At 67.9% G+C, this 12,757-nt stretch carries 9 protein-coding genes; 3 read left to right on the forward strand and 6 right to left on the reverse strand.

Going from position 1 to position 12,757, the window contains the following annotated elements; translation table 11 throughout:
* The first annotated feature begins 285 nt into the window (after positions 1–285).
* On the forward strand, positions 286–939 hold the full coding sequence (locus OHA77_RS39270) for an NADPH-dependent F420 reductase (protein WP_406314374.1): 654 nt from the start codon (positions 286–288) through the stop codon (positions 937–939).
* Between the two features lie 678 nt (positions 940–1,617).
* On the opposite strand, the gene OHA77_RS39275 is transcribed toward OHA77_RS39270, so the two are convergent.
* The gene (locus OHA77_RS39275) at positions 1,618–2,013 is read right to left on the reverse strand and encodes a hypothetical protein (protein ID WP_406314375.1); all 396 of its coding nucleotides are present in this window, start codon (positions 2,011–2,013) and stop codon (positions 1,618–1,620) included.
* A gap of 99 nt (positions 2,014–2,112) precedes the next feature.
* Here OHA77_RS39275 and OHA77_RS39280 point away from each other — a divergent pair, with 99 nt between their 5' ends.
* Positions 2,113–3,126, forward strand: a complete 1,014-nt coding sequence (locus OHA77_RS39280; protein ID WP_406314377.1) for a GlxA family transcriptional regulator — start codon at positions 2,113–2,115, stop codon at positions 3,124–3,126.
* 74 nt (positions 3,127–3,200) lie between these two features.
* Here the strand turns inward: OHA77_RS39280 and OHA77_RS39285 are convergent, their stop codons facing one another.
* The 5 genes from OHA77_RS39285 to OHA77_RS39305 all read right to left on the reverse strand — a co-directional run bounded on the left by OHA77_RS39285 (position 3,201) and on the right by OHA77_RS39305 (position 9,369).
* Positions 3,201–4,931: an ABC transporter ATP-binding protein gene (locus OHA77_RS39285; protein WP_406314380.1), complete on the reverse strand. Its 1,731-nt coding sequence runs from the start codon at positions 4,929–4,931 to the stop codon at positions 3,201–3,203.
* Complete coding sequence (locus tag OHA77_RS39290) at positions 4,928–6,634, reverse strand: ABC transporter ATP-binding protein (RefSeq protein ID WP_406314382.1); 1,707 nt, start codon at positions 6,632–6,634, stop codon at positions 4,928–4,930. The genes OHA77_RS39285 and OHA77_RS39290 overlap by 4 nt, the downstream gene beginning before the upstream one ends.
* 213 nt (positions 6,635–6,847) lie before the next feature.
* Complete coding sequence (locus OHA77_RS39295; RefSeq protein ID WP_406314383.1) at positions 6,848–8,014, reverse strand: MFS transporter; 1,167 nt, start codon at positions 8,012–8,014, stop codon at positions 6,848–6,850.
* Positions 8,015–8,102: 88 nt separating this feature from the next.
* Complete coding sequence (locus OHA77_RS39300; protein ID WP_406314385.1) at positions 8,103–8,876, reverse strand: SDR family NAD(P)-dependent oxidoreductase; 774 nt, start codon at positions 8,874–8,876, stop codon at positions 8,103–8,105.
* A gap of 19 nt (positions 8,877–8,895) precedes the next feature.
* Entirely contained in the window at positions 8,896–9,369 is a 474-nt protein-coding gene (locus OHA77_RS39305; protein WP_326822715.1) for a MarR family transcriptional regulator, read from the reverse strand.
* 114 nt (positions 9,370–9,483) lie between these two features.
* On the opposite strand from OHA77_RS39305, the gene OHA77_RS39310 reads away from it, so the two are divergent.
* Entirely contained in the window at positions 9,484–12,729 is a 3,246-nt protein-coding gene (locus OHA77_RS39310; protein WP_406314387.1) for an efflux RND transporter permease subunit, read from the forward strand.
* The last annotated feature ends 28 nt before the right edge of the window (positions 12,730–12,757 follow it).

Consider the following 12,757-nt stretch of genomic DNA (forward strand, 5'->3'; position numbering starts at 1 on the left):
GCAGCGCGAGGTGATTCAGTGCACCAGCGGCTTCCTGCCGCTGGCACCGGACACGGTGCCGCAGGAGAGCGCCAGCAGGAAGGGTCCGACCAATGAGCGGTAAGTCCGCGCGTCAAGTAGGTCTGGACGATCAAGACGGCCACGATCAGGGCGACCCATCACCCTGATCAAGGAACGGTTCCGACGTGCACCCCATCTGCGGCGTCCTCGCCCGACTCCATACAACATACGAGCGAAGCCACGCCGGCCGACGGCGCAATGCTCTGACCAGAGAGGTAAGGACCCATGAGCGTAATCGGCATCATTGGCGCAGGTGAGGTCGGCGGCCAGATCGCGCGTGCAGCGATCGCGAACGGCTGCGACGTCGTCATTGCCAATTCACGAGGACCCGAGACTTTGAAAGACCTCATTGACGAGCTCGGCCCGTCATCGCGTGCCGCAACCGCTGCCGGCGCTGCTGCCGCAGGTGAGTTCGCAGTCGTGGCGGTCCCCCTCAAGGTGGTCAACGACATGCCTGCGGAGGAACTGGCAGGCAAGATCGTGCTTGACACGAACAACTACATGGTCTGGCGCGATGGCCATATCCCGGTCCTCGACTCGGGTGAAAAGACAGTTCATGAGCTACGCCAAGAGCACCTTCCGCGATCCAAGATCGTCAAGGCCTTCACCCATATCCAAGCTCCCCGCATCACCACCGCGGGTAAGGCGGCGGGCGCCCCCGGCCGTCTGGCGCTGTCGGCTTCGAGCGACTTTCCCGAAGCCGTGGAACTCGTGACGCGACTGTACGATCAGTTCGGGTTCGACACCGTCGACAACAGCCCGCTCAGCGAGTCGTGGCGCAGCGGTCCCGGTCAACCCGCGTGGGTCGCGCACGAGCACCAGACCCGTGCCGAACTGATTGCCAACCTCGCCAGGGCGCGACGGATCATCTTGAGGTGAGTCTGTCCCTGGAGCTGACTTCCGCCACGACCTGCAGTCCGCACGAGCTGATGCCAAACAGGTCCCTCACGCGGAGGCTCGCCGCTGCCCAGCATGCTCCTATCAGGCCTACGGCCAGCCCTGAGCGGAAGCGCGCGGAAGTGCGACGGACCGCGGCGCGCACCGATCAGGAGGCCGTCGGCCAATCGCGCCACTGGCCGGCCTCGGCTGTCACTTTCGCCCTCGACAGCACGGCCGCTCGGCTGGTCCGCCTGGCCGAGCAGTACCGGCGCGACCGGCTACCTGTCTTCACACCTTCTCTAGAAATCTACATTGTAAAGGCGGACGTTCCTTTTCAAGATCATTTAGAAGGAACTAAAGACTCCTCGCCCACAGAAGGAGCCGGGGCGAGCCGGAAAGGGGCACCGTGCCGGCCAAAGGACTTGCCGGCGTCTGAAGTGTGATTGTCTGCGCTGGTTGAGTGGCGATTCATTGCAGGCCGCCACCCCGGGCGTCGGCCCCCTGTCGCGCACTATGCCCCGGTCAAACAGGTGCCGTCGGACCATGCCCGTCTGCACCGGTTCAAGCTGGGGTGTCGAGTCGCCGTGGTTCTTCGTGGTCGAGCTCGCGTTGCGGCCGGCGTGGGCCGGGTACGGCGACCTGCTGGGGTAGGGCGTCCTTGACGGTTACGTAAGGCGTTCACCGGGCGTGGCCGGCGTGCTCGTCGAGACGGCGCAGCATCACCGCCAGCATGAGCGGGAACATCGCCAGGTGCGCGACCAGCATCAGTGCGTCGCCGCCGATGAGGCCGAGCCACAGCAGCGGGAAGAGCGGCACGACCGGGACGAACATCGCCGCGCACATCTCCAGGGTCGAAGCCCAGCCGTGGCCGCGGATTCGCATCCACGCGGTCATGCCGATCGACATGTTGAACGCCATGACCAGGTAACTCAGCTCGGGATTTCGGCTGTGAGAAACGCTGAGGCCGAGGAGGTCGAGGAGGGCGCCGAGGGCGTACATCCCGACGAACATCGCGATGATCATCTCGACGTAGTGGAGGGTGAATCTGCCCCAGCGGCGGTCTGTCTTCGTCATGTCCTTGACTCTGTTCGGGGTCATGGGCGTGCGCCAAGGTGGACGGCCGGAGAGGTCTGGAAACTTGGGTTCTTTGTCCATCGGATCTACAGTCGGGGCATGGAGGTCCGGCGGGTGGTCGTGGTGGCGTACGAGGCGGCGGGGCTGCTTGACATCGCCTGTGTCACCTCGACGCTGGAGGAGGCCAACTGGCATGGTGCCTCTCCGTCTTATGAGGTGCGGGTGGCCACCCCGGGCGGGCGTGCCGTCACCTGTGGCACGGGGCTGACCGTCCAGGCTCAGCGGGCGCTGGAGCGGATCGCCGGGCCGCTTGACACGCTTGTGGTGTCCGGTGGGATCGGTCATGAGGACGCTGCCGCCAATCCGCTGATCGTCGCTCATGTTCGTAGGCTGGCTCGTGAGAGTCGTCGTGTCGCGTCTGTTTGTACGGGGGCGTATGTTCTCGCTGCCGCCGGCCTGCTCGGTGGGCGGCGTGTGACCACGCATTGGCAGCAGGCGCAGGCGCTGGCCGTTCGTTTTCCCGAGGTTGTCGTCGACCCTGATCCGATCTTCATTCGTGATGGGAATGTCGTCACGTCCGCTGGGACCACCGCTGCTCTTGATCTCACCTTGGCGTTCGTCGAGGAGGACAACGGTGCCGAGTTGGCTCGGATGGTGGCTCGTAACCTTGTCACTTATTTGCAGCGGCCGGGGAATCAGGCGCAGATGAGTATGTTCGTCAGTGTGTCTTCGCCTGCCGGTGGCTTGATGAAGCGAATTGTTGAGTACATTACGGGGCATCTTGGTGCTGATTTGACCACGCCCGTGCTGGCAGGTGTGGCGGGTGTCAGTGAGCGGCACCTTACTCGGTTGTTTCTCAAGCATCTGGGGCAGACGCCTGGGCGTTTCGTCAGGCAGGCTCGCACTGAGGCGGCTGCTCACCTGTTGGTCTCTACGTCGTTGCCGATGGTGGCCGTCGCGGTCCGGTGCGGGTTCGGGACGGCGGAGACGTTGCGGCAGGCGTTTGTGGATCGGTATGGGATTCCGCCTTCGCGCTACCGGTTGACGCAGAGTTCGGCCATTGGTGCGGGCTTGAGGAGGGAGTCGGCCGGTGGTGAGCTCGAACGCCTCTGAATTCCGCGGGTACCGTGCGCGTCGCGCGGTACCGGCGTTGTGCGTGTCTTTTCCGTACAGCTTGTTGATGGGCGTCATGGGGAAGTGTCTGTCTCACGAGTGGCTGTAGTGCTGCGGGTAGGGGAGCAGTGCATTTGCGGGCAGGTTGTCAGCAGCTCATCCAGTGGTCCCCGGCCGATCACTCGTCCTTGATCGAGGACGATGATCTGGTCGGCGCGCGCCAGTATGGCGGGCCGGTGGGAGACGACCAGCAGGGTGGTGACGCCGGTGATCCGGTCCCACAGCTGCTGTTCGGTCTCCATGTCCAGAGCCGAGGACAGGTCGTCCACCACGAGTAGGTCCGGCGAGCGGACCAGTGCCCGTGCGGCGGTGACCCGCTGCGCCTGACCGCCCGACAGCCGTACTCCCCGGGAGCCGACGACCGTGTCCAGTCCTTCGGGCATTGCGGCCAGGTCCCGGTCGAAGGCGGCGAGTTCCACCGCTTGCTCCAGTTGGTCGTCGGGCCAGCCGAGTAGCAGGTTCTCTCGTAGTGAGGCGGAGAACAACCGGGGTACTTGTCCGGTGTAGGCGACCCGGCCGGGCACCATGAAGCTTCCGGGGTCGTCGATTCGGGCGTCGTTCCACCAGATCGTCCCGGCGGTGAGCGGTTGCAGTCCGAGTAGGGCGCGTATCAGGGTGGTCTTTCCCGAGCCGACCTCGCCGGTGATCACCGTGAACGATCCTCGTCTGATCTCCAGGTCCACCCCGTGCAGGCCGTACCGGGTGGTGAGTCCTCGGGCTTGCAGGACTTCCAGCGGGTCGCCGGGGGCGGGGGGTGCCGCGGCGGGGTGTTCGTGGTGCAGCCAGACGCCGCTGTTGTGGGACAGGTCTTCTTTCGGGCCCATCATCTGGGTGAGTCGTTCGGTGGAGACGCCTGCTTGGGGGGTCCGTGAGAGGATCGCGCCGATGGTCTGCGGTAGGGCGGTGAGCCAGCCGATGTAGGTGGTGAACAGTGCGAGGTCGCCCACGGTGAAGTCGCCGCGGCGCATGGCGGGGGCGGCCAGCAGCAGGACCAGGCCGATGCTGATCTCGACGGTCGCGCTGGTCGCGGTGTTCAGCAGGTCGGTTGCGATCCGGTCTTTCACCGCTGCTTCGCGGCGCAGGCGGTTGTGTCGGCGCAGACGCTCCAGTACCGCTTCTTCGGTTCCGGTGGTCTTGATCGCCAGTACGCCGCCGAAGATCTCGCCCAGGTAGCCGGTGACGGCCGCGCCGAGTGCTCGGGCCTGCTGGTGGAGGCGCTTGATCATCTGGTTCATCAGCCGGCTCAGCACCCCGATCGCGATCGTCGGTATCACCAGGACGAGTGTGATGACCGGGTCGATGGAGGCCATGATGGCCAGTGCGGCGGTGCTGAAGAGGGTGGCTCCGGCCAGCGGTACGGTGTCGTCGACGAGTTCCACCACGTCGCTCACGTCGTCGCGCAGCCGGGCGAGTGCTTCGCCGGTGGAGTGCGGCACCTGTCCCCGGCCGGTCAGGATGGAGCGCAGGACGTTGGCGCGTAGCAGGGCTGCCGCTGCGCTCCACCAGTAGTCGCCGTAGGTCCAGGCGATGACGATCGTCAGGCCGCGGATCAGCTCTGTCGCCACGAAGGCCGCGCACAGCAGTAGTGGCACCTGGTGGGTGGTGAGGTGGTCGAACACCTGCCGCAAGATCAGTCCGCTGCCGAGTGGCAGGACGCTGGCCGGCATCCACAGCAGGCCGCCGATGAGGTAGCGGCGCAGGTCGAAGCGGGCCAGTGCGGTGGCCACCGTGATGAGGGGTTTCATCGGTTCGCCTTTGCGAGCATCTGCGCGAATCGGCTGGCCGGGTCGGTGAGGAGGTCTTGGCGTCTGCCGTATTCGATGATCTGTCCGTCGGACACGACGGCGATCTGGTCGACGCGGGTCAGCGACGCGATCCGGTGCGCGATGAGGATGGCGGTCCTGCCGGTCAGCAGCCGGGTCATGCTGTGGTCGATGCGGCGTTCGGTGGCCGGGTCGAGTCTGCTGGAGGCTTCGTCGAGCACGATGAGCCCGGGGTCGGTGAGGAGGGTTCGCGCGAAGGCCAGCAGTTGTGCTTCTCCGGCTGAGATCGTGCCGAGTTGGGCGTCGAGGTCCCAGCCGGTGAGTCCGACTTCGGTCAGGGCGGCCCGCAGGCGGTCGTCGTCGGGGTAGGGCCGAAACAGGGTGAGGTTGTCTCGGATGGTGGCGGCGAACAGTTGCACGTCCTGGGTGAGCACGCCGATTCTTCTGCGGAGCGATGTGGCGTCGATGTCTGGCAGGTTCAGGCCTTCGATGCGGACGGCGCCTGCCGTCGGGTCGTACAGGCGGGTGATCAGGCGGGCGATGGTGGTTTTGCCGCTGCCGGTGCGGCCCACCAGTCCGAGTGTCTCGCCCGGTGCCAGGCTGAGGGTGACGTCTTTGAGTACCGGGTCGTCGTCGTAGGCGAAGCAGACGGCGTCCAACTCCAGTCGGAGCGGTCCGGTCGCGGGCAGGTGCCTGGCCCGGGACGGTGTGGGCGTCGGCAGTGTGCGGTGTTCGGCCAGTAGGTCGCCGATGCGTTCCAGTCCGGCGAGGGCTGTCTGGTAGGGGCGTAGCTGGTCGATCAGCCGTTCGAACGGTGTGCGGATCAGGAGCGTGTATTGAAACAGCAGTACCGCGGTGCCGGTGCTGAGTGTGCCCGACAGGGCCAGCAGGAGTGCCGTGCCTGCCGCGAACGCGACGCTCGTTCCGGCCAGGATGGCGCTTCCCATGATGTCGCTGCGCAGATCGGCCCGCCACAGTGCGGCGCTGGCCTGGTGGAAGCGGCGTACGGCGTGCTCGCCTGCGCCGTTGGCGCGCACGTCTTCTGTTCCGGCCAGTCGTTCCTCCAGGTAACCGAACAGGGTGGCGCTCGCCGCGCGTGCCTGTGTGGCGGAGGGTACGGCGAGGCGTTGTGCGCGGATCATGCCGAGGCCGATGAGTGCGCAGTAGGTCAGCAGTACCGCGCCGATGCCCGGCTCGATGAAGAACACCACCGTGATCGCGCCGCTGAGCAGGAGTACGCCGGCTACCACGTCCAGGAGGAACGCCACCATGAAGTCGGCGATGGCGACGACGTCGCCGTCCACCCGTTCGATCATCTCACCGGGGGTGTTTCTGCTGTGGAAGGCCATGTCCAGGCTGAGTGTGTGCCCGGTCAGGTGTTCGCGCAGCCGGTTCGTCCCGTCCCAGGCCGCTCTGCCGGCCAGCCAGGCGGTGATCAGCCGGGCGGTCTGCCCGGCGACGGACAGGCTGAGGTAGCCCAGTGCGACGAGGGTGAGGTGGTGGAGGTCCGCGCCGCCGGCCGCGTCGTCGACGAACCGGCGGGTGAACTGCGGTGCCGCGAGCGGCAGGGCTGTGGTGGCCGCGACGGCGAGGGCCAGGGGTAGGGCGGAGCGGGGTTCTGGCAGGAGGGAGCGGAGAACGCGCCTACTGGAGGCTGCCCTCCCCGAGGTCGGCGAGGTCGGCAAGCGTCATGTCCTTTGTGTGGGTGACCGGGGTGGTGGGGGTGGACATGAACGCGTGCCTCATTGCGCCTCCTTCGCGGGCGGGATTGCCGATCATGAGTAGAACAGGTGGTCTGCCTGGCGGGCAACCGGTTATGTGGGGAGCTTTTCAGGGCTTTTTCGGCCGTCGGGGGTGTGTGCCGCCGGGGGTTGGTGTCGTGGGAGGGGGCCCGGTGGTCAGGGAGTGGGTGGGGTGCGGGGGCGGAGGGCGCCGGATGAGGCGGCCATGAAGGCGGCCAGCAGGGCGGGGATGACCAGGGCGCCGGGGAGGGTGATGATCTCGGCGGCGCCGCCGATGATGGCGGGTCCGGCGACGAGTCCGGCGTAGCCGACGGTGGCGACCTGGGCGATGGCCTGCCCCGCGCGGGCAGGGTCGTGGTTTCCGGCGGCGGAGAAGACCTGGGGGACGATAGTGGACAGGCCGAGGCCGAACAGGGCGAAGCCGGCGATGGCGACGGGGACGCGGCCGATGAGCAGTGCGGTGAGCAGGCCGGCGGCGGCGAGGAAGCCGGAGTAGCGGACCAGGCGTACGGGGCCGAACCGGAGGGCGAGGTGGTCTCCGGCGAAGCGGCCGATGGTCATGGCGGTGGAGAAGACGGCGAAGCCGAGGGCGGCGACGCCCTGGGAGGCGTGGAGGTCTTCGAAGAGGTAGACGGCGGTCCAGTCGACGGCTGCGCCTTCGCCGACGAGGCTGGCGAAGGCGACGACGCCCATCAGGATGATCCAGGCGGACCAGCGGGCGCGGGCGGGGGCCGCGGCGGTGGTGGGGGGTGTGGTGGGGGGCAGGAGGTGGCGTCCGGCGTAGAGGGAGAAGGCGGCGAGGGGGAGTCCGGCGGTGGCGAGGGTGGCGCTGGCGCTGAGGTCGAGCCAGGCGAACAGGCCGGCGAGGGCGGCGCCGGCGAGGCCGCCGAGACTGAACATGCCGTGGAAGGAGGACATGATGGGGCGGCCGTAGGCGCGTTCGATCTCGACGCCGTGGGCGTTCATGGCGACGTCGAGGGAGGCGTTGATGAAGCCGTACAGGAAGAGGGCGGCGATGAGGAGGGGGAGAGTGGGGGCGTAACCGGGGGGGATGATGGCTAGGGCGGTGGCGACGGCGGCGGGGGTGACGACGCGGGCGCTGCCGAAGCGGTCGGTGAGGCGTCCGGCGAAGCGCATGCCGGTGACGAGGCCGGCGGCGATGGCGAGCAGGCCGTAGCTGAGTTGCCCGTCGCTGAGGTGGAGGTCGTGTTTCACGGCGGGGATGCGGGCGGCCCAGGCTCCGGAGGTGGCGCCGAGCAGGATGAAGAAGAAGGATACGGCGCGGCGGGCGCCTGCGGCCTGCCGGGTCGTGGGGTTGTTCATGGGGGCCCTTGGGAGTTCGGCGTGCGTGTGTATTCAATCACGGCCGGCCTCGGTGAAGGGCCCCAGTGGACGGGTTCAGTGGACGGGTTCAGTGGACGGAGAAGCCTCCGTCGACGCAGAGGGTCTGGCCGGTGATGTAGGCGCCGGCTTGGCCGGCGAGGAGGACGGCGGCGCCGGCGAAGTCGGCGGGGATGCCGTTGCGGCCGGCCATGGTGCGGGCGGCGAGGGCTTCGGTGCGGCCGGGGATGGCCTGGGCGGGTTCGGTGAGGGGGGTGAGGACGAAGCCGGGGATGATGGTGTTGACGCAGACGCCGTGGGAGGACCAGGCTTCGGCCTGGGATCGGGTCAGGCCGGTGATGGCGGCTTTGGAGACGCCGTAGACGCCGCTGTCGCCGAAGGCGCTGATGGACTGCTGGGAGCCGATGTTGATGATGCGGCCCCAGCCGCGGCCGGCCATGCGGGGGCCGAAGTGCTGGCCGAGGAGGTAGGGGGCGGTGAGGTTGACGGCCATGGTCTGCTGGTAGTCGTCGGCGGTGAGGTCGTTCATGGGGCGGCGGATGTTGTTGGCGGCGTTGTTGACGAGGATGTCGATGTCGCCATGGAAGGTGGCCGCCTGGTCGCAGACGCGGGTGACGTCGGCGGGGTCGCCGAGGTCGGCGCTGATGGTGGCGGTGGTGACGCCGTGGTCGCGAAGGCGGGTGGCGGCTTCGGCGAGTTGCGCGGGGCGGCGGGCGGTGATGACGACGGTGGCGCCGGCGCGGCCGAGGGCTTCGGCGATGGCGTATCCGATGCCGGAGCTGCCGCCGGTGACGAGGGCGACCCGGCCGGAGAGGGAGAAGAGGTCCCCGAGGTAGACGGTCATACCGAGGGAACCTATCATCCTATGTTTGGGTGGCCTTTTCGGCGGTGAGGGCGCGGGCGGCGGCCTGGATCTTGTCCATGACGGTGGAGAGGTCGTGGAGGGTGGGGGTGTCGAGGAGCCCCAGCAGGCAGCGGAAGTTGGCCAGGCCGGCGTCGGCGATCTGTTCGGTGAGGGTGTGGCCGGCGGGGCTGAGCTCGATGCGGCGGACCCGGCGGTCGTGGGGGTCTTCGCGGCGGGTGACGAGACCGTGGCCGACGAGGCGGTCGACGATGCCGGTGACGGTGCCGAGGCCGACACCGAGGTGGTGGGCCAGGTCTTGCCCGGAGGCGGAGTCCTGGAAGGACAGGATCATGACGACTTTGAGCTGCCGCATGGTGAGGTTGGAGTCGAAGACGGGGGAGGAGGGGTGGTTCTGGGCGAAGAGCCGCCCCAGATCGCGTTGTATCTCACTGATCTGGTGGAGCAGCCGGTCACGTTCGTTGTCCACACTCACCTCTCGCTTCCTGAGAAGGTTATCAGGATTACCCGGCGCCGCTAAATATTCGTACAAGGCGAAGTGTTAGTGTGGGCCGAACTTATCGTGTCGTCCCCCTAGGAGCCCGCCCCCATGACCGCCTTGGCCAGGTTGAGCCTCGCCAACCGCAGCCTCGTCATAATGATCGCGGTCGTGTTGAGCGCGTTCGGCGCTTTCGCGATCCCGTCGCTGAAACAGCAGCTGCTGCCCTCCCTCTCCTTCCCCGGCGCCTCGGTGATCGCCCCTTACCAGGGGGCCTCCCCCGAGATCGTGGAAGATCAGGTCACCAAGCCGATCGAGGACAGCTTCCAGGGCCTGGAGGGCGTCACGGAGGTGACCTCCACCTCCCGGGAAGGGATGTCGCAGGTCCAGGTGGCGTTCGAGTACGGCACCGACATCGACGCGGCGGTCGCGAAGATGCAGCAGTCCCTGTCACGGATCGACACCCAGCTGCCCGACGGGGTCGACCCGCAGGTGCTGGTCGGCAGCACCGACGACATCCCGGTGCTGGTGCTGGCGGTGGAGGCCGGTGACGACGAGCGGGCCATGGCCGACAAGCTGCAGCAGATCATGGTGCCGGAGCTGCAGAGCGTCGAAGGGGTCCGCGAGGCGGCGGTGACCGGTGTCCGGGACGAGACGGTGGTGATCACCCCGGACGCCGAGAAGCTCGCCGCGCGAGGACTGGCGCCGACCGCCGTGGCCGACGCGCTGCGGGCCAACGGCCAGCCGGTCCCGGCGGGCAGCCTGGTGCAGGACAAGGTGTCGCTGACGGTTCAGGTGGGTGACCGGATCTCCTCGGTGGAGGAACTGAAAGACCTGTATCTGATTCCCGCCGTCGCACCGCAGACCCAGCAGCCGGCCCAGCAGTCGCCGCAGGCGCAGCAGGGCCGGCAGACGCCGGTGGCGCCGACGGCGCAGAACGCCGCCCGCGCCCAGCAGCTGCCGCGCCCCGCGGCGCCGAAACCGGTCAGGCTGGGGGACGTCGCCACGGTCGAGCGGTCACTGGCCGACAGCACGTCGCTGACGCGCACCAACGGGGAGCCGAGCCTGGGGGTGTCGGTCACGATGACACCGGACGGCAACGCGGTGTCGATCTCTCACGCGGTGCGCGCGAAAGTGCCCGACCTCGTCACCGCGATAGGTGACGCCTCCGAGGTGACGGTCGTGTTCGACCAGGCACCGTATGTGGAGCGCTCAATCGAAGACCTGACGACCGAGGGCCTGCTGGGCCTGGTGTTCGCGGTGCTGGTCATCTTGATCTTCCTGCTGTCGGTGCGTTCGACACTGGTGACGGCGATGTCCATCCCCCTGTCGGTGGTCATCGCGTTGATCGCGCTGTGGCTGGGCGACTACTCCCTCAACCTGCTGACGCTGGGAGCGCTGACCATCGCGGTGGGACGGGTGGTGGACGACTCCATCGTGGTGCTGGAGAACATCAAACGGCACCTGGAGTACGGCGAGGCCAAACGCGACGCGGTGCTCGCGGGTGTGCGTGAGGTGAGCGGGGCCGTGACGGCCTCGACGTTGACGACGGTGGCGGTGTTCCTGCCGATCGCGGTGGTCGGCGGCATGGTGGGGCAGTTGTTCGCGCCGTTCGCGATCACGGTGACGGTGGCGCTGCTGGCGTCCCTGCTGGTGTCGCTGACGGTGATCCCGGTACTGGCCTACTGGTTTTTGAAGGCACCGGTGCTGAACGCGGACCAGGCGCGAGTGGTCCGCGAGGAAGCCGAGGCCAAGGAACTGCGCAGCCCGCTGCAGCGCGCCTACCTGCCCGTACTGCGGTTCGCGACCAAGCGGCGGCTGATCACGGTCCTGGTCGGTGTGGTGATCTTCGTGGGGACGATGGGGCTGGCCGGGCGGCTGGACACCAACTTCCTGGACGCCTCAGGGCAGAACACGCTCTCCGTCAGCCAGAAAATGCCCCCCGGCACCGACCTGGCCACCACCGACGCGGCGGCCAAGAAGGTGGAGGAGGTGCTGGGTTCACTGCCGGACGTGCAGGACTACCAGGTCACCGTGGGCTCCGGCGGCGGGTTCATGGGAGGGTCGGGCGGCGGTGACCGCGCCTCCTACTCGGTGACGGTGTCGGAAAGCGCCGAAGCGGCCGTGGTGCAGGAGACCCTGCGCGAGCGGCTCAAGGGGCTGAGCGGCGTCGGTGAGGTCACCATCGGAGGCGGGCAGGGCGGTCCGGGCGGCGGCTCGACCAACCAGCTCCAGGTGATCGTGCAGGCACCCGACAACGCCGCGCTGCAGACCGCGGCCGAGGCGGTACGTGCCGCGATGGCGAAACTGGACGGACTGCAAGACGTGGCGTCCAACCTGCAAGCCAGCGCGCCCCGCGTCGAAGTCCAGGTGGATCGGGAGAAAGCCGCGGCCAAGGGCCTGACCGAGACGCAGATCGGCCAGGTCGTCGCGCAGCGATTCCGTGGCACCCCGCTGGGCCAGGTCACCCTGGACGGGCGGGCCGGCGATCTGATCCTGCGCGCCGACGAGGCACCGCAGACGGTGAAGGCGGTCGGCGAGCTGAAGCTGGCGACGGCATCCGGTCAGGTCAAGCTGTCGGAGGTGGCGAAGGTCGCCAAGGTCGACGGGCCGACGCAGGTGACCCGGATCGACGGCGAGCGCAGCGCGACGGTGTCGGGTACGGCCACCGGCAGCGACCTGGGCAGCGTCACCACGGCGCTGACGGCCAAGCTGGAAGGGGTGTCGCTGCCGGCGGGGGCGAGTTTCACCGTCGGCGGTGTGAGCGCCGACCAGGACGAGGCGTTCGGGCAACTGGGGCTGGCGATGCTGGCGGCCATCGCGATCGTCTTCATGATCATGGTGGCGGCGTTCCGTAGTTTCGTCCAGCCACTGGTGCTGCTGGTGTCGGTGCCGTTCGCGGCGACCGGTGCGATCGCTCTGCTGCTGGCCACCGGGACCCCGCTGGGTGTTCCGGCGCTGATCGGCATGCTGATGCTGATCGGAATCGTGGTGACCAACGCCATCGTGCTGATCGACCTGATCAACCAGTACCGGGAGCAGGGACTGGGCGTGGTGGAGGCGGTGATCGAAGGAGGACGCCGCCGGCTGCGGCCGATCCTGATGACCGCGGTCGCGACGATCTTCGCGTTGATCCCGATGGCGCTGGGCCTGACGGGGTCGGGCGGGTTCATCTCCCAGCCGCTGGCGATCGTGGTGATCGGCGGCCTGCTGTCGTCGACGCTGCTGACGCTGGTGCTGGTGCCGACGTTGTATGTGACGGTGGAGCGGACCAAGGAGCGTTTCGGCCGCAAGCCCAAGACCGGCAAGCACGAAGCCGAGACGAAGGGCACCGCCGAGCTGGCCTCGGCGCGGTAGGTCCGGCGCCGCAGTACGCCGATCGCCG

The organism is Streptosporangium sp. NBC_01639, assembly GCF_045209755.1.
Taxonomy (GTDB): Bacteria; Actinomycetota; Actinomycetes; order Streptosporangiales; family Streptosporangiaceae; genus Streptosporangium.